21 protein-coding genes are annotated in these 18,280 nt (G+C 71.5%); 10 read left to right on the top strand and 11 right to left on the bottom strand.

Annotated features, from left to right (window positions below):
- Positions 1-25: 25 nt before the first annotated feature.
- Together NAG42_RS03955 and NAG42_RS03950 are read right to left on the bottom strand one after the other, a co-directional pair.
- A complete protein-coding gene (locus NAG42_RS03955) occupies positions 26-1,057 on the bottom strand; it encodes a 2-oxoacid:ferredoxin oxidoreductase subunit beta (RefSeq protein WP_250027957.1) in 1,032 nt (343 codons plus the stop codon).
- The gene (locus NAG42_RS03950) at positions 1,050-2,903 is read right to left on the bottom strand and encodes a 2-oxoacid:acceptor oxidoreductase subunit alpha (RefSeq protein ID WP_308201106.1); all 1,854 of its coding nucleotides are present in this window, start codon (positions 2,901-2,903) and stop codon (positions 1,050-1,052) included. Before NAG42_RS03950 ends, NAG42_RS03955 begins: the two co-directional genes overlap by 8 nt.
- Before the next feature lie 177 nt (positions 2,904-3,080).
- On the opposite strand from NAG42_RS03950, the gene ndhC reads away from it, so the two are divergent.
- The 5 genes from ndhC to NAG42_RS03925 all read left to right on the top strand — a co-directional run bounded on the left by ndhC (position 3,081) and on the right by NAG42_RS03925 (position 5,891).
- Positions 3,081-3,458, top strand: a complete 378-nt coding sequence (gene ndhC, locus NAG42_RS03945) for an NADH-quinone oxidoreductase subunit A (RefSeq protein WP_250027955.1) — start codon at positions 3,081-3,083, stop codon at positions 3,456-3,458.
- Positions 3,459-3,527: 69 nt separating this feature from the next.
- Positions 3,528-4,139, top strand: coding sequence for a DivIVA domain-containing protein (locus NAG42_RS03940; protein ID WP_250027954.1), 612 nt, complete (start codon positions 3,528-3,530; stop codon positions 4,137-4,139).
- The gene (locus NAG42_RS03935) at positions 4,136-4,636 is read left to right on the top strand and encodes an SRPBCC family protein (RefSeq protein ID WP_250027952.1); all 501 of its coding nucleotides are present in this window, start codon (positions 4,136-4,138) and stop codon (positions 4,634-4,636) included. The genes NAG42_RS03940 and NAG42_RS03935 overlap by 4 nt, the downstream gene beginning before the upstream one ends.
- A gap of 105 nt (positions 4,637-4,741) precedes the next feature.
- Positions 4,742-5,320, top strand: coding sequence for a DNA-3-methyladenine glycosylase I (locus NAG42_RS03930; protein ID WP_438872362.1), 579 nt, complete (start codon positions 4,742-4,744; stop codon positions 5,318-5,320).
- A gap of 13 nt (positions 5,321-5,333) precedes the next feature.
- A complete protein-coding gene (locus tag NAG42_RS03925) occupies positions 5,334-5,891 on the top strand; it encodes a hypothetical protein (RefSeq protein ID WP_250027949.1) in 558 nt (185 codons plus the stop codon).
- 121 nt (positions 5,892-6,012) lie between these two features.
- Here NAG42_RS03925 and NAG42_RS03920 read toward each other — a convergent pair whose 3' ends face one another.
- From NAG42_RS03920 to NAG42_RS03910, 3 genes are all read right to left on the bottom strand, one after another.
- Positions 6,013-6,822: a S1 family peptidase gene (locus NAG42_RS03920; protein ID WP_250027947.1), complete on the bottom strand. Its 810-nt coding sequence runs from the start codon at positions 6,820-6,822 to the stop codon at positions 6,013-6,015.
- Between the two features lie 96 nt (positions 6,823-6,918).
- Positions 6,919-7,752, bottom strand: coding sequence for an enoyl-CoA hydratase/isomerase family protein (locus NAG42_RS03915; protein WP_250027945.1), 834 nt, complete (start codon positions 7,750-7,752; stop codon positions 6,919-6,921).
- Positions 7,749-8,558: a PaaX family transcriptional regulator gene (locus NAG42_RS03910; RefSeq protein ID WP_250027942.1), complete on the bottom strand. Its 810-nt coding sequence runs from the start codon at positions 8,556-8,558 to the stop codon at positions 7,749-7,751. Before NAG42_RS03910 ends, NAG42_RS03915 begins: the two co-directional genes overlap by 4 nt.
- 257 nt (positions 8,559-8,815) lie before the next feature.
- Between NAG42_RS03910 and NAG42_RS03905 the strand changes: the two genes are divergently transcribed.
- Positions 8,816-8,983, top strand: a complete 168-nt coding sequence (locus NAG42_RS03905; protein WP_014694782.1) for a DUF3117 domain-containing protein — start codon at positions 8,816-8,818, stop codon at positions 8,981-8,983.
- A 77-nt stretch (positions 8,984-9,060) separates the two neighbouring features.
- Complete coding sequence (locus NAG42_RS03900) at positions 9,061-10,479, top strand: leucyl aminopeptidase family protein (RefSeq protein WP_250027939.1); 1,419 nt, start codon at positions 9,061-9,063, stop codon at positions 10,477-10,479.
- Here NAG42_RS03900 and NAG42_RS03895 read toward each other — a convergent pair.
- Complete coding sequence (locus NAG42_RS03895; protein WP_250027938.1) at positions 10,456-11,064, bottom strand: O-methyltransferase; 609 nt, start codon at positions 11,062-11,064, stop codon at positions 10,456-10,458. The two genes, NAG42_RS03900 and NAG42_RS03895, sit on opposite strands and share 24 nt — an antisense overlap.
- Before the next feature lie 205 nt (positions 11,065-11,269).
- Here NAG42_RS03895 and NAG42_RS03890 point away from each other — a divergent pair, with 205 nt between their 5' ends.
- Both NAG42_RS03890 and NAG42_RS03885 read left to right on the top strand, forming a co-directional pair.
- Entirely contained in the window at positions 11,270-12,523 is a 1,254-nt protein-coding gene (locus NAG42_RS03890) for a trypsin-like peptidase domain-containing protein (protein ID WP_250027935.1), read from the top strand.
- Between the two features lie 67 nt (positions 12,524-12,590).
- Complete coding sequence (locus NAG42_RS03885) at positions 12,591-13,004, top strand: twin-arginine translocase TatA/TatE family subunit (RefSeq protein ID WP_250027933.1); 414 nt, start codon at positions 12,591-12,593, stop codon at positions 13,002-13,004.
- Between the two features lie 26 nt (positions 13,005-13,030).
- On the opposite strand, the gene NAG42_RS03880 is transcribed toward NAG42_RS03885, so the two are convergent.
- Genes NAG42_RS03880 through NAG42_RS03870 form a run of 3 tightly spaced genes read right to left on the bottom strand, consistent with a single transcriptional unit; the run spans position 13,031 to position 16,032 of the window.
- Entirely contained in the window at positions 13,031-14,182 is a 1,152-nt protein-coding gene (locus tag NAG42_RS03880) for an Mrp/NBP35 family ATP-binding protein (RefSeq protein WP_250027931.1), read from the bottom strand.
- Between the two features lie 24 nt (positions 14,183-14,206).
- A complete protein-coding gene (locus NAG42_RS03875) occupies positions 14,207-14,758 on the bottom strand; it encodes a DUF1003 domain-containing protein (protein ID WP_250027928.1) in 552 nt (183 codons plus the stop codon).
- Positions 14,755-16,032: a magnesium transporter MgtE N-terminal domain-containing protein gene (locus tag NAG42_RS03870; protein ID WP_250027927.1), complete on the bottom strand. Its 1,278-nt coding sequence runs from the start codon at positions 16,030-16,032 to the stop codon at positions 14,755-14,757. The genes NAG42_RS03875 and NAG42_RS03870 overlap by 4 nt, the downstream gene beginning before the upstream one ends.
- A gap of 27 nt (positions 16,033-16,059) precedes the next feature.
- Here NAG42_RS03870 and NAG42_RS03865 point away from each other — a divergent pair, with 27 nt between their 5' ends.
- Positions 16,060-16,932, top strand: coding sequence for a PhzF family phenazine biosynthesis protein (locus NAG42_RS03865; protein ID WP_250027925.1), 873 nt, complete (start codon positions 16,060-16,062; stop codon positions 16,930-16,932).
- A 33-nt stretch (positions 16,933-16,965) separates the two neighbouring features.
- Here the strand turns inward: NAG42_RS03865 and NAG42_RS03860 are convergent, their stop codons facing one another.
- Together NAG42_RS03860 and NAG42_RS03855 are read right to left on the bottom strand one after the other, a co-directional pair.
- Entirely contained in the window at positions 16,966-17,460 is a 495-nt protein-coding gene (locus NAG42_RS03860; protein ID WP_250027922.1) for a hypothetical protein, read from the bottom strand.
- A 25-nt stretch (positions 17,461-17,485) separates the two neighbouring features.
- A complete protein-coding gene (locus NAG42_RS03855; protein WP_250027920.1) occupies positions 17,486-18,202 on the bottom strand; it encodes an HAD family hydrolase in 717 nt (238 codons plus the stop codon).
- Between the last annotated feature and the right edge of the window lie 78 nt (positions 18,203-18,280).

Below are 18,280 nucleotides of genomic sequence, written 5' to 3'. Positions count from 1 at the left end.
AGGGTCGTGCCGCGACAGAAGGTCCTTAGAGGATCGTCCAGGTGTCGGCCTTGCCGAGCAGCCCGTCGAGCATCTGCTCGGGGGTGCCGTCGGCCTGGGCCTTGGCGTCGACCAGCTGCTTGGTGATCAGCTCGTCGTAGGACGGCCGCCGCACGTTGCGGAACACACCGATCGGCGTGGTCCCGAGGTCGGAACCGGACAGGCGCGAAAGAGCGAACGCGTACGCCGGGTCGTCCACCGTGGCGTCGTGGACGAGCGCCTCGCCGCCCTCCTCCACCTTGAGGCCGAAGCTGCCGGCCGGGTGGGTCACCGAGAACTGCTGCTCGGCGCCGAAGGTGATCGGCTGATCCTGCTCGAGGCGGATCAGGTGATCCTCCCGGGTGGTCGAATCCTTGATCAGCTCGAACGCGCCGTCGTTGAAGATGTTGCAGTTCTGGTAGATCTCGACGAACGCGGAACCCTCGTGCTCGGCCGCCGCGCGCAGCACCGACTGCAGGTGCTTGCGGTCCGAGTCGATCGTGCGGGCGACGAAGGTCGCCTCGGCGCCGAGCGCGAGCGAGATCGGGTTGAACGGCGAGTCGGCCGACCCGGCCGGCGTCGACTTCGTGATCTTGCCGAGCTCCGAGGTCGGCGAGTACTGCCCCTTGGTCAGGCCGTAGATCCGGTTGTTGAACAGCAGGATCTTGAGGTTGACGTTGCGGCGCAGCGCGTGGATCAGGTGGTTGCCGCCGATCGAGAGCGCGTCGCCGTCGCCGGTGACGACCCAGACCGACAGATCGGGGCGGGAGACCGACAGCCCGGTGGCGATGGCCGGCGCCCGTCCGTGGATCGAGTGCATCCCGTACGTGTTCATGTAGTACGGGAAGCGCGAGGAGCACCCGATGCCGGAGACAAAGACGATGTTCTCCCGCGGGATGCCCAGCTCAGGCATGAAGCCCTGGACGGCGGCCAGGATCGCGTAGTCACCGCAGCCGGGGCACCAGCGGACCTCTTGATCGCTCTTGAAGTCCTTGGCGGTCAGCTTGACCGGAGTCAGCGGAATCGTAGAGCTAGCCATTCTTGACCACGTCCTCGAGCATGTTCTCCAGCGTTGCGGCCGTGAAGGGCAGACCGCTGACCTGGTTGAAGGGGACCGCGTCGACCAGGAACCGGGCGCGGATCACGTGGGCCAGCTGGCCCAGGTTCATTTCCGGGATCACAACCTTTTCGTACGCCGCGAGCACCTCACCGAGGTTGGGCGGCAGCGGCGAGAGGTGCCGCAGGTGGGCCTGCGCGATCGGGAGCCCGCGCTGCCGCAGCGCCCGGCACGCCGCACCGATCGGCCCATACGTCGAGCCCCAGCCCAGCACCAGCACGCGCGCGTTCTCGTCGGCGTCCTCGACCTCGACGTCGGGCACCTCGATCGTCTCGATGCGCTGCGCCCGGGTCCGCACCATGAACTCGTGGTTGGCCGGGTCGTAGGAGATGTCGCCGGTCTTGTCGGCCTTCTCCAGCCCGCCGATGCGGTGCTCGAGCCCGGCCGTGCCCGGGATGGCCCACGGCCGGGCCAGCGTCTCGGGGTCGCGCAGGTAGGGCAGGAATCGCCCGTCCTCGCCGTTGGGCTCGGTGGTGAACTCGACCGAGATGTCCGGCAGCTCGTCGGCCGACGGCAGCAGCCAGGGCTCGGAGCCGTTGGCCACGTAGTTGTCCGACAGCAGGATGACCGGCGTGCGGTATTTCAGCGCGATGCGGGCCGCCTCGATCGCCGCGTGGAAGCAGTCGGACGGCGACTTGGGGGCGATCACCGCGAGCGGCGCCTCGCCGTGCCGGCCGAACAGCGCCATGTTGAGGTCGGCCTGCTCGGTCTTGGTCGGCATGCCGGTGGACGGGCCGGCCCGCTGCACGTCGACGATGACCAGCGGCAGCTCGAGCGCGATGGCCAGCGAGATGGTCTCGCCCTTGAGCGCCACGCCGGGGCCGGACGTCGTGGTGACGCCGAGCGCTCCGCCGTACGAGGCACCGACCGCCGCGCCGATCGCGGCGATCTCGTCCTCGGCCTGCACCGTGGTGATGCCGAACTTCTTGTGCTTGGACAGCTCGTGCAGGATGTCCGAGGCGGGGGTGATCGGGTAGGCGCCCAGGAAGAGCGGCAGCTTGGAGCGGACACTCGCCGCCACCAGGCCCAGCGCGAGCGCCTGATTGCCGGTGATGTTGCGGTAGGTACCCGGCTTCATCTTGGCCGGCTTGACCTCGTACCGGACGGTGAAGCTCTCCGTCGTCTCGCCGAAGTTCCACCCCGCCTGGAAGGCGGCCTTGTTGGCCGCGACCAGGTCGGGGCGCTTGGCGAACTTGGTCTCGAGGAAGCGCAGCGTCGACTCGAAGGGCCGCGAATACATCCAGCTGAGCAGGCCCAGCGCGAACATGTTCTTGGCGCGCTCGCCGTCCTTCTTGGCCACGCCGAGCTCGGCCAGGGCGCCCACGGTCATTGAGGTGAGGGCGACCGGGTGCACCGCGAAGCCGGCCAGCGAGCCGTCCTCGAGCGGGCTGACCGCGTAGCCGACCTTGGCCAGGTTGCGCTTGGTGAACTCGTCGGTGTTGACGATGATGTCGGCACCGGACGGCAGGTCGGCCAGGTTGGCCTTGAGCGCGGCCGGGTTCATCGCGACCAGCACGTTGGGCGCGTCGCCGGGCGTCAGAATGTCGTAGTCGGCGAAATGCACCTGAAAGCTCGACACACCGGGCAGGGTGCCGGCGGGGGCGCGGATCTCGGCCGGGAAGTTGGGCAAGGTGGAGATGTCGTTGCCGAGCTGTGCGGTCTCCGACGTGAATCGGTCACCGGTCAGCTGCATGCCGTCGCCCGAGTCACCGGCGAACCGGATGACCACCCGGTCCAGCTGTTCGACTCGCTTCGCTCCAGCGGACACGTTCGCAACCTCCCAAGGGCGCCGGCCGGCGGGGAGCACATCGATGGGCCGGCCCGCTGTCGTCACTTCCAGCCTACGTCGCCGCTCCTTACGGACCGGGACAGGCCGTTGACCACAGTAGCCAGGTAAGGCTGTCCTGAACCACAGGAGTCCACTATCCGGCTAGGCTGACCGGTCGTGGACGGGTATCTGGGTTCGTACGCGACGCTGGGCCTGGTGGCGGCGGCCGGCGTGCTTGTCTTCGTGGGTGCCTTCGGGGCCAACAAGCTGCTGCGTCCGGCGTCTCCGGCGCAGCCCGCGGGCAAGTATGTGTCGTACGAGAGCGGTGTCGACCCGGTCGGCGGCGACTGGGCCCAGGCGCAGATCCGCTACTACGTCTACGCGTACCTCTATGTGCTGTTCGCCGTGGAAGCCGTTTTTCTCTTCCCGTGGGCGGTGGTTTTCGACCTGCCCGGGTTCGGCTTGGCCACCGTGGCCGAGATGGGCGTGTTCGTGGCCGTCCTCGCGCTCGGCATCCTCTATGCCTGGCGCAAAAAGATCCTGACCTGGACCTGAGTTCGCGTCCCCGGGCGTGTCGGGGTGGCGGGCTCGCCACGCGCTGTCCGACATGCCAACATTCAGCGCATGGGCCAGCTTCTCCTCTTCATCGTCGTGGCATTGGTCGTGGCCGCGATCGTGTTCGGCGTGACCGTCATGATCGGCGGCGGCGACAACGCATTGACGCCCGTCGAGCCGGACGGGGCCGCCGTGCCCCTGCCCAGCGACCGGCCGCTGGGCGAGGAGGACATCTCCCGCACGAAGTTCGACACCGCCTGGCGCGGCTACCGGATGGCCCAGGTCGACCAGGCTCTGCAGCGCGCCGCCTATGACATCGGTTACAAGGGCGAGCTCATCGGCGTGCTCGAGGCCGAGGTCATCGCGTTGCGTGAGGGGCGGACGGCGGACGCCGACGTGCTCCGCAAGGCCCGCGAGGCCGCGATCGCCCCGGCCGATCCCGTGGTGCCCGCCCCGGGTGAGCTGGAGATCGAGGTCAACGGCACGCCGGCCGACGTCGTCTCCTCCTCCTCCGACACGCCGGTTCCGCGGGGCGAGTCGGTTCCGCGGGGCGAGTCGGCTGCGCGGGGCGAGTCGGCTGCGCGGGGCGAGTCGGCTGCGCGGGGCGAGTCGGCTGCGCGGGGCGAGTCGGCTCCGCTCAGCGAGCCGGCCTCGCGGAGTGAACCGGTGGAGCCGCGGTGAGCGGGGCCGAACCGGCCGACGGGTTCGGTGACGACGCCGCCCGGCCCGGCTCCGGCGAGGTCACCGCCACGGTGATCGTCAACGCGCCCGCCGAGCGGGTTTTCGCCGCCTTCCTCAGCTGGGAGAAGCAGGGCGACTGGATCCCGCTGACCAAGGTCCGGGTCGTCGAGGGTGACGGCGGTGAGGGCAGTCTGGTCGAGGCGGTGACCGCGCTGGGTCCCGCGACGCTCCGCGACGAACTGCGGGTGGTCAAGGTCAACCCACCGTACGAGGTACGCGTCGTGCACTGCGGCACGGTACTGCGGGGGCCCGGCACGATGCGCTGCACGGCGATGTCCGGCGACCGCACCCAGGTTGTGCTGCACGAGTGGTTCCACCTGCCGGCCGGCCCGGTCGGCAAGCTGGCCTGGCCGGTGGTCTGGCCGGGATCGAAGCTGGGCTTCACCGGCGCGCTGAAGCGGTTCGGCCGGTTGGTCGAGGAGGGCCGCCTGCCCTGATTTCTGTCGGAGGCCGCCTCTACGGTGGTCGCCATGACAGACACCTCGGCGTTCGGGGCCGCACAGCCCGGTGTGTCCCCGGCCGACCTGCTCGAGGCCGGCCTGGTGGTCGGCGACGACGGCCGGGTCCGCTGCTTCTGGGGCGGCAGCACGCCCGACTACGTCTCCTACCACGACGACGAGTGGGGCCGTCCCGTCCACGGTGACGACCGGCTGTTCGAGCGGATGACCCTCGAGGCGTTCCAGTCCGGCCTCGCCTGGATCACCATCCTGCGCAAGCGCCCGGCGTTCCGGGCCGCCTTCGCGGGCTTCTCGATCGACAAGGTGGCCGCCTTCGGCGAAAGCGACGCGACCCGCCTGATGACCGACACCGGCATCGTGCGCAACCGGATGAAGATCGACGCCGCGCTCCACAACGCCCGCGTCGCGGCCGACCTGCCCGACGGACTGTCCGCCCTGCTGTGGTCCTATGCGCCCGCGCCGCGCCCGCCCCGCCCGGCCACCCGGGCCGGCGTGCCGGCCGTGACCGCCGAGTCCACGGCGATGGCCAAAGACCTCAAGAAACGCGGCTTCCGCTTCGTCGGCCCCACCACGGCATATGCGTTGATGCAGGCCACCGGCATGGTCGACGATCACCTGGCCGGCTGCTGGGTCCCACCGCTCGGGGCCGATCCGGCCGCGTGATGAGATGGACCGCATGGCGCAGTGGGCGGTGATCATTCCGGCGGACCGGTGGGCGACCGAGCGGCTCTTCCACCACGACACGGTGACGGTGTCGGGTGGCGCCGGTCCGGTCGACCCCGACGACGAGGTGCTGCTCGTCGTCGGCGGTGAGGTGGTGGCCCTGGCCCACGCGGTCAAGGCCGACGGCGACGACCTCGTGCTGGCCTACCAGCGGCGGGCCTTCGACGAGCCGGTGCCCGCCACCGAGCTGGGCCTCGACGAGACCGAGGTGCGCATCGCGCCGGTCGGCCCCGAGGCGTTCCACCGGCTCGCCGGGGCCATCGGCCGGGCGAGCGCCGCCGCTGGTCCGGCCGCCGTCGCCGAGAAGAAGACCTGGCTGGTCAGCGTCGCGCTCCCGATCGAGGCCGCGACCCCGGCCGAGGCGGTCCGCCAGTTCTGGTCCCACGTGCTCGAGCTGGGCCCGGCCGAGCTGCCGACCTACGTCTGGCCCTCCGGCGACGAGCTGGCCATGCAGGCCTTCGTCCTCGGCCAGGAGGCCAACCAGGACCCGGAGGAAGAGGACGAGGACTGATCCCGCCCGCGCCGAGCAGGGCAGGGCCGGGCGCCGGGACGGTGTTCGTCCCGGCGCCCGGAGCAACCGGCGAGCGCTGCGGCTCAGATAGCGATCAGGCCTACCCGCGCCCGCCGGAGCATCAACCGCCCAGCGAGGTGGCCGCGCTGCGGATGGCTGAGGAGAAGTAGCTGACCTGGGTGTAGACGCCCGGCTTGTTGGGGCGGGCGCATCCGTCGCCCCAGCTCACGATGCCGACCTGGACCCAGGCGTTGCTCGCGTTGCGGCGGAACATCGGGCCGCCCGAGTCGCCCTGGCAGGTGTCGACCCCGCCCGAGGTGTATCCGGCGCAGATCTCCTCGGCCGCGATCACCTCACCGCCGTACATGGACGACGAGTTGCAGGTGCTGTCGCTGACGAACGGCACGGTGGCTTTGAGCAGGTAGCGCTGCTGCCCCCCACCCTCCCGGGCGGCACCCCAGCCGGCGATCGTGAACGTGCCCGAGTCGGTGGCCGTGCTGGTCGCGATGGGCAGGGTGGCCAGCGTCGTCACCGGGCTGGAGAGCCGGATGAAGGCCCAGTCGTCACCGTTGCCGTTGTAACCCGGCGCCCGGTAGACGTAGTTCGAGGTCCGGGTGACCCGGCTGCTCGACTGCAGGTCGACGTTCCCGAGCGTGGCCGTGATCGACGTGTTGGTGCCGGTGCGGCTCACGCAGTGCGCGGCCGTGAGCACAAGGGTGGGGCTGTAGAGGGCGCCGCCGCAGCCCATGGACAGCCGCACCATGAACGGGAACTCCCCCTGCGCGGCCCGGCTGCCGCCGACCACCGACGGGCCGGCCACGCCGTCGCCCGGCGCGGCCGGAGCCGCCACGGCCGGTGATGCGGTCGCACCCCAGGCCGCCACGGTGAGCGCGGCCACCGCCGTGCCCACGAAGATCCGCCACTTGACCATCCGGTCCTCCCCACCAACGAGCGCGCCCGGTAGGACGCGTAGGGGAGGAGCGTAGGCATCGAACCCTATGGATGTGACGATCCCGAAGCGGTCATATCACTTGCCCTCGAAGACCGGCTTCCGCTTGGCCACGAACGCCGAGACGGCCGCCTTGTGGTCGGCCGTGGCGCCACAGATGGCCTGCGCCTGGGCCTCGGCCGCGAGCGCGTCGGACAGTGTCCCGGCGTCACCGATGGAGAGTTCCCGCTTGATCGCTCCGTAAGCCACCGTCGGCCCCGCCGCGAGCCGCTCGGCCAGCTCGTGGGCCCGGGGCAGCACCTGCTCGTCGTCCTCGGCCAGCTGCGAGAGCAGACCGATCTCGTACGCCCGCTCGGCCCGCACCGGCTCGGCCAGCAGCAGCAGCTCGACCGCCCGGGCGTGCCCGACGATCCGCGGCAGCGACCATGAGACGCCGCTGTCGCCGGCCAGCCCCACGTTGGCGAAGGCCATCAGGAAGGTCGTCTTCGGCCCGCCGATGCGGAAGTCGGCCAGCAGCGCGAACGACGCACCGGCCCCGGCCGCCGTGCCGCGCACCGCCGCCACCACCGGCTTGGGCATGCTGGCCAGGCGCTGGGCGATCGGGTTGTAGTGCTGCCGCACGGTGTCGAGGTCGGTGCGGCCCGACTCCAGCTGAGCTTCGTGCTCGCGCAGATCCTGCCCGACGCAGAACGCCTTGCCCGCCCCGGCCAGCACGATCGCCCGGCACGACCGGTCGGACTCGAGCGAGGCCAGCGTGTCGCGCAGCGCCTCCTTGAGGTCGACGTCGAGCGCGTTCATGGCCTCGGGGCGGTTGAGCGTGAGCGTGACGACCGCACCGGTGCGGTCTACGAGCAGGGACTCAGTCTTCAGTCCGTCTGAGGGCGGCGGGTGGGGTGGTCGGATGGCCGTCATGGCTCTGAGAATCCCATACGGGTACGACTCACGGACTGCAGGCATCGGTCGACGTAGCGGTCCGCGGCCGGGCGCAGCCGGGTCGCGTGGCGATCGAAGAAACTGGCCGCCGAAGCACCTGGCCAGCGCGGCGGCAGCAACGAAGCGGGCAGCTGCGGATCGCGGAACAGGAACGAGCGCCACGCGTGGACCAGCTGGAAGCGGGCCGCGTAGGCCTCCTCGTCGGTGCTGCGGGCGTTGACCGCCGTGACCACCGGCCGCAGGTCGGCCACGAACTCCTCGTACGACCGGGCCAGCTCGGGCAGGTCCCAGGCCCGCCCCACCACCTCGGCCGCGCCCGGTGACCCGGCCGCGTGGCTGGCGCTGAACCGCTCGTACCCGATCCCGGCCTCGCGGAGCACGGCATCGGCCTCGTCGGCGGCCCGGGGCGCGACCCAGGCGTGCTCGCCCAGGGCGCCGTAGCCGAGGTAGGCGAGCCGCCCGGCCTCCCGCTTGCCCAGCGGACCGCGCAGGACGACCAGGTCGAAGCGCCCGTCCCAGCCGGAACGGCCGGTGCGGTAGATCCGGGCCGCCGCCTCATCGAGCCGGCGGGCCGCCTTGGGAGTGAGCAGATAGCCGGGTCCGGAGACCAGGCGCATAGGGTGCAGCCAGCCTTGTCGCACCATGCGGGAGATCGCCGTGCGCACCGCCGGCGGCGCTATGCCGATCGGCGCAAGCAGTCTGACCAGGGCCGCGACGGGTGCGCGCCCTCCCCTGGGGCGCAGGTAGTCGCCGTACAGGTCGAAGAGTGCCGACCGCGCCTGCATGACCGCACATTGTGACAGCCGGAAAGACGATATGCTAGACGCTGTCACATCCGCCCGGGCTGGGTTTGGGTTCGCCGGTGTTCATCAGGGAAAATGTTTGATCGGCACGGTGGGCCGGGTCGCGTCAGCACGCGCAATGGCCCTCGGCCGCCGGTCGGATACGAGGTATGACGCCGTGTGGGGCTGAGCACACGGCGTAAGAAGTGGCTGTGGGATCAACCCACCGACACCCTGATGTAGGTCTGAGGGGAGACAAGATGGCGGCGATGAAGCCGCGGACGGGCGATGGTCCGCTGGAGGTCACCAAGGAGGGTCGGGGCATCGTCATGCGGGTCCCGCTGGAAGGTGGTGGCCGTCTCGTCGTTGAGATGACTCCGGACGAGGCCAGCGCGCTGGGTGACGCGTTGAAGTCGATCGCCGGCTGACGTTTCACGCGAGCCCGCCGGTACGGTACCGCCCGGACCGGCGGGCTTTCCACGTCTTCGAGAAAGGTCACGCTCTCGTGTATCCGATCCGCCTGACCGATCGACTCGACGACGACCGGACCCGCATCGTGCTGATCGGCGCGCCGGGTCCACTGTCGCATGCCGATGACGACCTCGGTGCCGAGATCGCCGCTCTGGCCCCGGCGGGCCAACCGGCGGGCACCGTGCAGGACTTCCCCCGCCCGCTGCGGCGCCCGGCCCAGGTCTTCCTGGTGCACGTCGGGGCCGGTGACGAGGCCGGCTGGCGGGCCGCCGGGGCTGCGGCGGCGCGGGCGATCCCGGGGGACACACCAGCTCAGGTGCAGCTGAGCCCGGGGGTCGCTCCGGAAGCCGTACGCGGTCTGGCCGAAGGCCTCTGGCTCGGCGGCTATCGCTATCGCGACGGCCGTGAGGAGCCGCGGACGGCTGAGGTCGAGCTCGTCACGAGCACTCCCCAGGCGTACGCCGGAGGCCTCACCCAGGCCGAGGTGGCCGCCCGGGCCACGTGGCTGGCCCGCGACCTCACCAACACGCCGCCCTCGATCAAGAACCCCGACTGGATCGCCGAGGAGATCAGCGGCGCCGCCGCCAATCGTCCCGGGACGGCCGTACGCGTCCGGTCCGGCGCCGAGCTGGCGCGTTTCGGCGGGCTGCGCGCGGTCGGCGGCGGCTCGAAGTTCCGGCCCTGCCTGGTCGAGCTGACCTGGTCGCCGCCCGGTGCCACCACCCACGTGGTGCTGGTCGGCAAGGGCATCACGTTCGACAGCGGCGGCATCTCGATCAAGACCCGCGAGGGTATGAAGCGGATGAAGAACGACATGGCCGGCGCGGCCGCGGTCGCCGCGGCCACGCTGGGCGCGGCCGATCTCGGGCTGCCGGTCCGCGTCACCGCGCTGCTGCCGCTGGCCGAGAACGCGGTCAGCGGCTCGGCCTACCGCCCCGGCGACGTGATCACCCACTACGACGGCACCACCAGCGAGTCGACCAACTCGGACGCCGAGGGCCGGCTCGTGCTGGCCGACGCACTCGGCTACGCGGCCGAGCTGGAACCGGACACCGTCATCGACCTGGCCACGCTCACCGGCGCCGCCCCGGTCGCCCTCGGGCCCAGCATCGCCGCGCTCTACAGCGACAGCGACGAGCTCGCGGCGGCCCTCCAGCGGGCCGGTGCGGGCGCCGGCGAGCGGATGTGGCGGATGCCGCTCACCGGCGACTACCGCGAGCTGCTGCGCAGCGACGTGGCCGACCGGCACAGCTCGCCCACCCACGGTGGCGGCATGGCCGCGCTTTTCCTTCGCGAGTTCACCGCGGCCTACGCGGACCGCTGGGCCCACCTCGACATCGCCGGACCGGCCTGGACCGACCGGACCGACGAGCCGGAGTTCACCCGTGGCGGCACCGGCTGGGGCGCGCGGACGCTGCTCCGCTACCTCTCAGCGCTTGACGGCGGCCAGTAGGCCCGCGCCGGACGGCACGATCGCCGGGATCCACTCCTCGGACTCGCGCACCGCCCGCAGCGTCTCGCGGATGGTCAGCGTGTCTACGTCGCGGGCGGACGGGTCGGTGATCCGCCCGCCGGCCATCGCGTGGTTCACCAGCAGCACACCACCCGGGCGCAGCAGGCCCAGGGCGGCGTCGGCGCAGGCCCCGAACTCGGTCACGTCGGCGTCGACGAAGACCAGATCGTAGGCGCCGTCGGCCAGCCGGGGCAGCACGTCCAGCGCCCGGCCGGTGATGATGCGGGTGCGCGACGGCGCGAACCCGGCCTCGACGAAGATGCGGCGGGCGATCCGCTGATGCTCGTTCTCGACGTCGATCGTGGTCAGGACGCCGTCGGGACGCATCCCCCGCAGCAGCCAGACGCCGCTGACCCCGGCCCCGGTGCCGATCTCGACCACCGCCTTGGCACTGCCGGCCGCCGCGAGCAGGCGCAGCACCGACCCGGCAGCCGGGGTGACGCTGTCGAGGCCGAGCTCGTGGGCGAGACTACGGGCGGTCTGCAGGACGATGTCCTCGCTCGCGTAGGCCTCGGCGAACTGCATCGCCTGGCCCGTCGACGGGCCAGGCCGGGCTGAGGGGACGATGACGACCTCCGGGGCGGTTGACGGACGTACGTGGATTCAGCCGCGCACATCGGATAGAAGAGTATTTGGGCCGTCGATGCATAAACCGGCCGGGGCAGGGCGCTGTTCAGGATCCGTGTCATCCTGGAGGGGGAGCCCGGAGGAATCGAGTGGAGGCACCGACGTGACCGACGGCTGGAATGTGCGTCCCACGCCGCCGCCCGCGAATGGTCAGCCCGTCCCGCCAGGTTCACCCTGGTGGTCCGACGCGCTCGCTGACCCCTGGCGCGATCCGTATGCGCCGACCGCGGTGGTGGTGCAGAGCGCACAGTCGACCGGCGGTCCGCCGCCCGAGCCCGTGACCGACCCCGACGCACCTCGTCGGTCGTATACCCCGATCCTGCTCATCTGCCTGGTCACCGCCTTGCTGGCGGGCGGTCTGGGCGGCACGCTGGGCTATGTCTTCGCGGTCCGCGGGGGCGTCGCCACGGGCGGCGGCACCGCGCTCGGCGCGACCGCCGAGGACCCGCCGGCCGCCGCCAACCGGGCCCCCGAGTCGCTGGCCGGCGTCGCCGAGAAGGTGCTGCCGAGCGTCGTGACCGTGCGCGTCACCGGGGCGATCGGCTCCGGTTTCGTGGTCTCCGACGAGGGCTACGTGATCACCAACGACCACGTGGTGGAGGGCGCGGACGAGACCCTGTCGGTGTCGTTCGCCGACGGCTCCACCGCCAAGGCCGAGCTGGTCGGCCGCGACCACGACTCCGACATCGCTGTGATCAAAGTCGCCAAGCGCGGGCTCACCCCGGTCGCCTTCGGCAACTCCGACTCGATCGCCGTCGGTGACCCGGTGCTCGCCTTCGGCTCGCCGCTGGCCCTGGTCAACACGGTGACCGCGGGCATCGTCAGCGCGGTCGACCGCACCATCGAGGCCGGCGAGTCGGGCTCACCCCGCTACTACGCGGCCATCCAGACCGACGCCGCGGTCAACCAGGGCAACTCCGGTGGCCCGCTGGTCAACGCGGCCGGCCAGGTGATCGGGGTCAATTCGGTGATCCGCTCGGTCGGTGGCAGCGAGACCGAGGCCGGCAACATCGGGCTGGCCTTCGCCATCCCGATCAACCAGGGCCGCCGGGTGGCCGGCGACATCATCGACCACGGCAAGGCCCGGCGGACGGTGATCGGCGCCGAGGTGGCCACCGGGGGCACCAGCACGACGGGCGCCCGGCTGCGCTCGGTCGAGCCGTCCGGTCCGGCCGGGGCGGCGGGTCTGAAGGCCGGTGACACCGTCACCAAGCTCGACGGTCACGTCCTCGAGGACGGCACCGATCTGATCGCCCTGGTGCGCAAGTACGACCCCGGCAAGACCATCTCGGTGGAGTACCGTCGCGGGACGAAGACGCAGACCGCCTCGGTGACCTTGGCCGCCGACGCCAACTGATCGCCGAGGGGACTGCTATCGGTCACCTCGCGTGCGTAGGCTTGGGCGCGGGAACCTGGGAGGCCACATGTTCGAGAACCTGAACTGGTGGGAGATCGGCGCGCTCCTCATGCTGGCGCTGCTGATCTTCGGTGAGCGGCTGCCCAAGGTCATCGGCGACGGCCTGCGCATGCTGCGGGGCCTGCGGGCGATGGCGCAGAACGCGACCACCGACCTCAACCGGGAGCTGGGCACCGACCTTCAGCTGCAGGATCTGCACCCGAAGGCGTTCATCCGCAAGCACCTGCTGAGCGAGGAGGACGAGGCGGCGATCCGCAAGCCGCTCCAGGGTCTGCTCGACGACGTGAAGCAGGACCTCAACGGCGTGCGCTCCGACCTCACCGAGGTGGCCGAGGCCGCCGACATCAAGAACAACCGGTCGACGACCTCGAGCTCCACGGCAGTGGCGCCGAGTCAGAAGTTCGACCTCGACGCCACGTAACTTATGGCTTCGCTTCGCTCAGCGGGCTAGTGGCGCGCGTTGACTGTCAGGCCGAGCGGCTTGCCGACCAGGGACTCGCGGCGGACGGCGAGCTTGTCGGCCACCGCGTCGAGGGCCCGGGCGGCCGGCGCGTCGGGCGCGACCAGCACGATCGGGTTGCCGGCGTCGCCCGCCTCGCGCACCCGGGTGTCGAGCGGGATCTGACCGAGCAGCGGCACCGAGGCGCCCACGGTGGTGGTCAGCGAATCGGCGACCTTCTGCCCGCCGCCCGCGCCGAAGACCTCCATGCGCGAGCCGTCCGGCAGCTCCAGCCACGACATGTTCTCCACCACGCCGACCAGGCGCTGGTGGGTCTGCATGGCGATCGCGCCGGCCCGCTCAGCCACCTCGGCCGCGGCCGTCTGCGGTGTGGTCACGACCAGGATCTCGGCGTTGGGCAGGAGCTGGGCCAGCGAGATGGCCACGTCGCCGGTGCCTGGGGGCAGGTCGAGCAGCAGCACGTCGAGGTCGCCCCAATAGACGTCGGCCAGGAACTGCTGCAGCGCGCGGTGCAGCATCGGGCCACGCCAGACCACCGCGGCGTTGCCGGCGGTGAACATGCCGATCGAGATCACCTTCACGCCGTGCGACTGCGGCGGCATGATCATGTCTTCGACCCGGGTCGGGCGGCCCTCGACGCCGAGCATGCGGGGCACCGAGTGACCGTAGATGTCCGCGTCGACGACGCCGACCGAGAGGCCCCGCTTGGCCAGGGCCGCGGCCAGGTTGACGGTGACGCTGGACTTGCCGACGCCACCCTTGCCGCTGGCCACCGCGTAGACCCGGGTGCGCGAGCCCGGCTGGGCGAAGGGGATGACCGGCTCGGCCGCCGCCGGGCCGCCGCCGCGCAGGGTGACCTGCAGAGCCTTGCGCTGCTCCTCGTCCATCACCCCGAAGTCGACGGTCACCGACGTGATGCCGGGGATCGTGGTGAGTGCGGCGGTGATGTCGTTGTTGAGTTTGTCACGCAGCGGGCAGCCGGCCACGGTGAGCAGCAGCTCGACCCGGACCGTGCTCGCGGAGACGGTGAAACCCTTGACCATGCCGAGGTCGGTGATGGGGCGGCGGATCTCGGGGTCGTCGACGGTGGCCAGTGCGGCCTGGATCGCGTCCTCGATGGTGGAGGCGGGAGCGGACATGAGGCCCATGCTACGTCGGGGCGGTCAGTGGTCCTCTTCCCAGTCCTTACGTTCGTCGTCGCGATCCGACCGTGCTCTTATCTCCCGCCGGTGGGCCGCCTCGTCCAGCTCGTCGGCCAGGCGGGACAGCTCGGAGCGCAGGAAATCGCGGGTGGCGACCTCGCCCATCGCGATCCGCAGCGAGGCGATCTCGCGGGCGAGGTATTCGGTGTCCGCCTTCTGCATGGCGGCGCGCCGGCGGTCCTCCTCCATGGCCAGGCGGTCGCGGTCGGTCTGCCGGTTCTGCGCGAGGAGGATGAGCGGCGCGGCGTAGGACGCCTGCAACGACAAGATCAAGGTCAGGAACGTGAACGTGTACGGGTCGAACCGCAGGCCGGCCGGGGCCAGCGTGTTCCACGCGAACCAGGCGGCGATCACCATCGTCATCCAGACGATGAACTGGGCCGTGCCCATGTAACGGGCGATGCTCTCGGACCACCGGCCGAACGACTCGGAGTCGAAGCGGGGCAGCCGCACCCGGCCCGGCTCCACCGGCTGGTCGAGGCGGGCCGGGGGCTCGCGACGGGGCTCGGTCACAGCACGACCTCGTCGTCCTCGCTCAGGTCGCGGTCACGCCAGTCGCGCGGCAGCGAGTGGTCGAGCACGTCGTCGACCGTCACCGCACCCACCAGACGGTGGGTCGAGTCGACCACCGGAATGGCGACCAGGTCGTAGGTGGCCATCCGCTTGGTGATCTCGGCCAGGGTGGTCTCGGGGCGCAACGGCTCGAGGTCGGAGTCGACCAGGCCACCCAGCAGCGACGCGGGCGGTTCCCGCAGCAGCCGCTGGAAGTGCACCATGCCCAGATACTTCCCGGTCGGCGTGGCCGAGGGCGCGCGAGCGACGAAGACCTGGGCCGCCACCACGGGGGACAGCTCCGGCTCGCGAATCCGGGCCAGTGCCTCGGCCACCGTGGCGTCCGGCGTCATGATCACCGGCTCCGAGGTCATCACACTTCCCGCCGTGCCCGGGCGGTAGTCGAGCAGCTGGCGGACGGGGTCGGCCTCGTCCGGCTCCATCAGGTCGAGCAGCACCGCCTGCTCGGCCTTGGGCAGCTCGCCGAGCAGGTCGGCGGCGTCGTCCGGGTCCATCCGCTCGAGCACGTCGGCCGCGCGCTCGCGATCGAGCCGGATCAGGATCTCGACCTGGTCGTGCTCGGGCAGCTCCTCGAGCACGTCGGCCAGCGTGCGGTCGCTCAGCGCGGCGGCCACCTCGTTACGGCGGGCGTCCGGCAGGTCCTGCAGGGCGTTGGCCATGTCGGCCGGCTTCATCTGCTCGAGCAGAGCCAGCAGGTTGGACGTGCCCTGGGTGTCGGTCGGCCCGATCAGCCCGTGAACCCGGTCGTAGTCGGCCTGGAAGATGTGCCCGCGGCGAGCCAGCCGACCGGTCTGCCCCCGCACGGCGACCCGGGTCACGAGCCACTCGTTGTTGCGGTTGAGCTCCATGCTGATGTCGACGACCGTGCTCGGCAGGGCGGGCCCGTCGCCGGTCTCGGGGGTCACGGTGACCCGGCGGTCCAGCAGGTCCTCCACGACGAGCAGCTCGTTCGGCCGCTTCTCGAAGCGGCGCAGGTTGAGCACGCCGGTGGCCAGCACGACCGCCTCGGCGTCCATCGACGTCACCCGGCCGATCGGCAGGAAGATGCGCCGGCGCAGCGCCATCTCGGCCACCAGCCCGACCACCTGTGGCGGCCGGTTCGTCGTCCGCAGCCGCACGACGGCGTCGCGGACCCGCCCGACCCGGTCGCCGTTGGGGTCGAACACGGGCAGCCCGGCTAGCCGGGCCAGATAAACCCTCGTCCCCATGGTCACGGGTCCAGCCTAGGTTAGGGTCCGGACATGTCAGGAGTGGCGTACGAGATCGTCGACGTGTTCACCGATCGGCCCTTCGCGGGCAACCCGCTCGCGGTGGTCTACGGCGCCACCGAGCTGGCCACCGACCAGATGCACACCCTGGCCCGCGAGTTCAACCTGGCCGAGACGGTTTTTGTCCTCCCGCCGACCGATCCCGCGGCGACCTACCGGGCGCGCATCTTCACGCCCGAGGCGGAGCTGCCGTTCGCCGGCCACCCCAGCGTGGGCGCGGCGGTCACCTCGATGCGCCGCGGTCTTTTTCCACCGGGAGAGGTGGTGCAGGAGTGCGGCGCGGGCCTGCTGCCGATCACGGTCCGCGAGCCGGGCGCGGCGACGCTCACCGGTGGCGTCCCCCGGCTCGGCGACCCGCTCGACCCCGCGCCCCTGCTGGCCCTGGCCGGGCTGACGGCCGGCGACTCCGCCGAGGGTGCGCCCCGCTTGGCCGGGTGCGGCCTCGATTGGGTCTTCCTTCCCGTACGCCGGGAGGCGCTCGCCGGCGTGCGGATCGACCAGCCGGCGGCGGAGCGGGCCGGGGTCACCGACTTGTGCGTGTTCTCGTGGTCGCCGTCGGACGCCGAGGCGCACTCCCGGGTCTTCGTGCCCGGCGGCGCGGTGCCCGAGGACCCGGCAACCGGCTCGGCGGCCCTCGGCCTGGGTATCTGGCTGGTCGCCGCCGGTCTGCTGCCGCCGGACGGCGTGTCGTCCTACCGGGTGCACCAGGGCATCGAGATGAAGCGCCCGTCCCTGCTCGACTGCACCGTGACTGCCAGCGCCGGAGCCGCCACGCTGGCCACCGTGGCCGGCCACGTCTGCCCGATAGCCAAGGGCGAGATCATCGTCCCGCCGTTCATCGGCTGAGCCGTGTCGGCGGCTCCACTTCTGGGACATGCCTCAGCGGCGCTTGACCCGGTGCAGGCGGAACGGGCGAGGAGTCTCGACGCGGGCCGGCGTGTCGCGCGGCTCGGCGGCTCCCGAGCCGGTCGGCAGGTCGGGTGCGGACACCGGCGAGTCGTCGACCGGGGTCAGCCGGACGACCGCGCAGCCGGAGGCGGCCCAGCGCGCCGCCACCTCATCGGCGGTCCCCGAGGCGTTCAGTCGCTTGGCGGCCAGCTGGGGGGCGGTCTCGGCCCACTCGTCGGTGCCGGGGGCCACCCGGGTCACCGTGGCCTCGGTGATCACGATGAGGCCGCCGTTGTCACCGCGCAGCCGAACGGTGGCCCGGGCCGACTCGGCCAGGCCCGGGGCGAACTGCTCGCCCGGGCCGGTGACCACGATCAGTGAGCCGTCGAGCGGCATCACCCACAGCGCCAGGGCCGGGCCGTCGCCGACCGAGATCCAGGCCAGCGCGGCCTTCTTGAGCGCCTCTTCGAGCACCGCGGACGTCACCGCGCCATCCTCGCACGCCGCGCGGTCAGGTTGCCGCGTGCTGGCGGTCGGCGATACGGGAGCGGTCGACCAGGCCGACGACCTCGGTGAGCGAGCGGACCGTACGGCCGGCGAAGTTGGTGTCGGCGTCGAAGACGAGGTGGTTGGCCAGGTCGGGCGCGGCCAGCCGGACCGGGGTCATGCCGACCGCGGCGGCGCCGGTCAGCTCGTGGCTGCCGCCGTCGCCGACGTAGATGCACTCGCGGGGCAGCACGCCGAGTTGCTCGCACGCCGCGAGGTAGATGCGGGCGTCGGGCTTGCAGACGCCCAGGCGTACGGAATAGACGGTGGCATCCAGCAGCGGCGCCACCGGCAGACTGGGCAGGAAGGCCGGCAGCTCATGCGTGCAGTCACTGATCAGCGCGGTGGCCAGACCCCGCCGCTTGATCGCGCCGAGCGCGCTCACCGCGTCGTCCCGCAGCCGGGTGTCGGCCTTGAGAGCGTCGACCCGGGCCGGCACGCCCGCCCGCAACTGCTCGGTGCGGGGGCGTCCACCGGCCTGCTCGATCACCCACCGTAGGGTGGCCTCGGCGGACCCGTACCGTCCGCGGGCTCGGGCCCGGAACGTGCGGTCGAGCACCCCTTTGACGGCCTCGGGGTCGGCGCCGAGCGACCGGGCGATCTCGGCATGTTGGGGACCCCGTTGGACAGATCGGGTGAGGGTGCCGAAAAAGTCGAACACGACCGCACGGTATGCGGACATGGCGAAACGCCTCCCGGAAACATAGAGGGGGGTGAAAGGGGCGGGAAACCTCGGTGAGAGTAGCTACAGCATCACTCT

The sequence above is a fragment of the Paractinoplanes maris genome, assembly GCF_023544465.1.
In the GTDB taxonomy this organism is placed as follows: Bacteria; Actinomycetota; Actinomycetes; order Mycobacteriales; family Micromonosporaceae; genus Actinoplanes; species Actinoplanes maris.
The sequence above is the reverse complement of the archived record's forward strand: the minus strand, read 5'-3'. Positions and strand labels throughout refer to the sequence as shown.

Coding starts and splice junctions, on each gene's coding strand:
- NAG42_RS03940 (WP_250027954.1), top strand. CDS start 3,528: ATGGGCCAGCTTCTCCTCTTCATCGTCGTGGCATTGGTCGTGGCCGCG.
- NAG42_RS03880 (WP_250027931.1), bottom strand. CDS start 14,182: ATGTCCGCTCCCGCCTCCACCATCGAGGACGCGATCCAGGCCGCACTG.
- NAG42_RS03905 (WP_014694782.1), top strand. CDS start 8,816: ATGGCGGCGATGAAGCCGCGGACGGGCGATGGTCCGCTGGAGGTCACC.
- NAG42_RS03925 (WP_250027949.1), top strand. CDS start 5,334: ATGGCGCAGTGGGCGGTGATCATTCCGGCGGACCGGTGGGCGACCGAG.
- NAG42_RS03885 (WP_250027933.1), top strand. CDS start 12,591: ATGTTCGAGAACCTGAACTGGTGGGAGATCGGCGCGCTCCTCATGCTG.
- NAG42_RS03955 (WP_250027957.1), bottom strand. CDS start 1,057: ATGGCTAGCTCTACGATTCCGCTGACTCCGGTCAAGCTGACCGCCAAG.
- NAG42_RS03915 (WP_250027945.1), bottom strand. CDS start 7,752: ATGACGGCCATCCGACCACCCCACCCGCCGCCCTCAGACGGACTGAAG.
- NAG42_RS03895 (WP_250027938.1), bottom strand. CDS start 11,064: ATGCAGTTCGCCGAGGCCTACGCGAGCGAGGACATCGTCCTGCAGACC.
- NAG42_RS03865 (WP_250027925.1), top strand. CDS start 16,060: ATGTCAGGAGTGGCGTACGAGATCGTCGACGTGTTCACCGATCGGCCC.
- NAG42_RS03910 (WP_250027942.1), bottom strand. CDS start 8,558: ATGCAGGCGCGGTCGGCACTCTTCGACCTGTACGGCGACTACCTGCGC.
- NAG42_RS03920 (WP_250027947.1), bottom strand. CDS start 6,822: ATGGTCAAGTGGCGGATCTTCGTGGGCACGGCGGTGGCCGCGCTCACC.
- NAG42_RS03855 (WP_250027920.1), bottom strand. CDS start 18,202: ATGTCCGCATACCGTGCGGTCGTGTTCGACTTTTTCGGCACCCTCACC.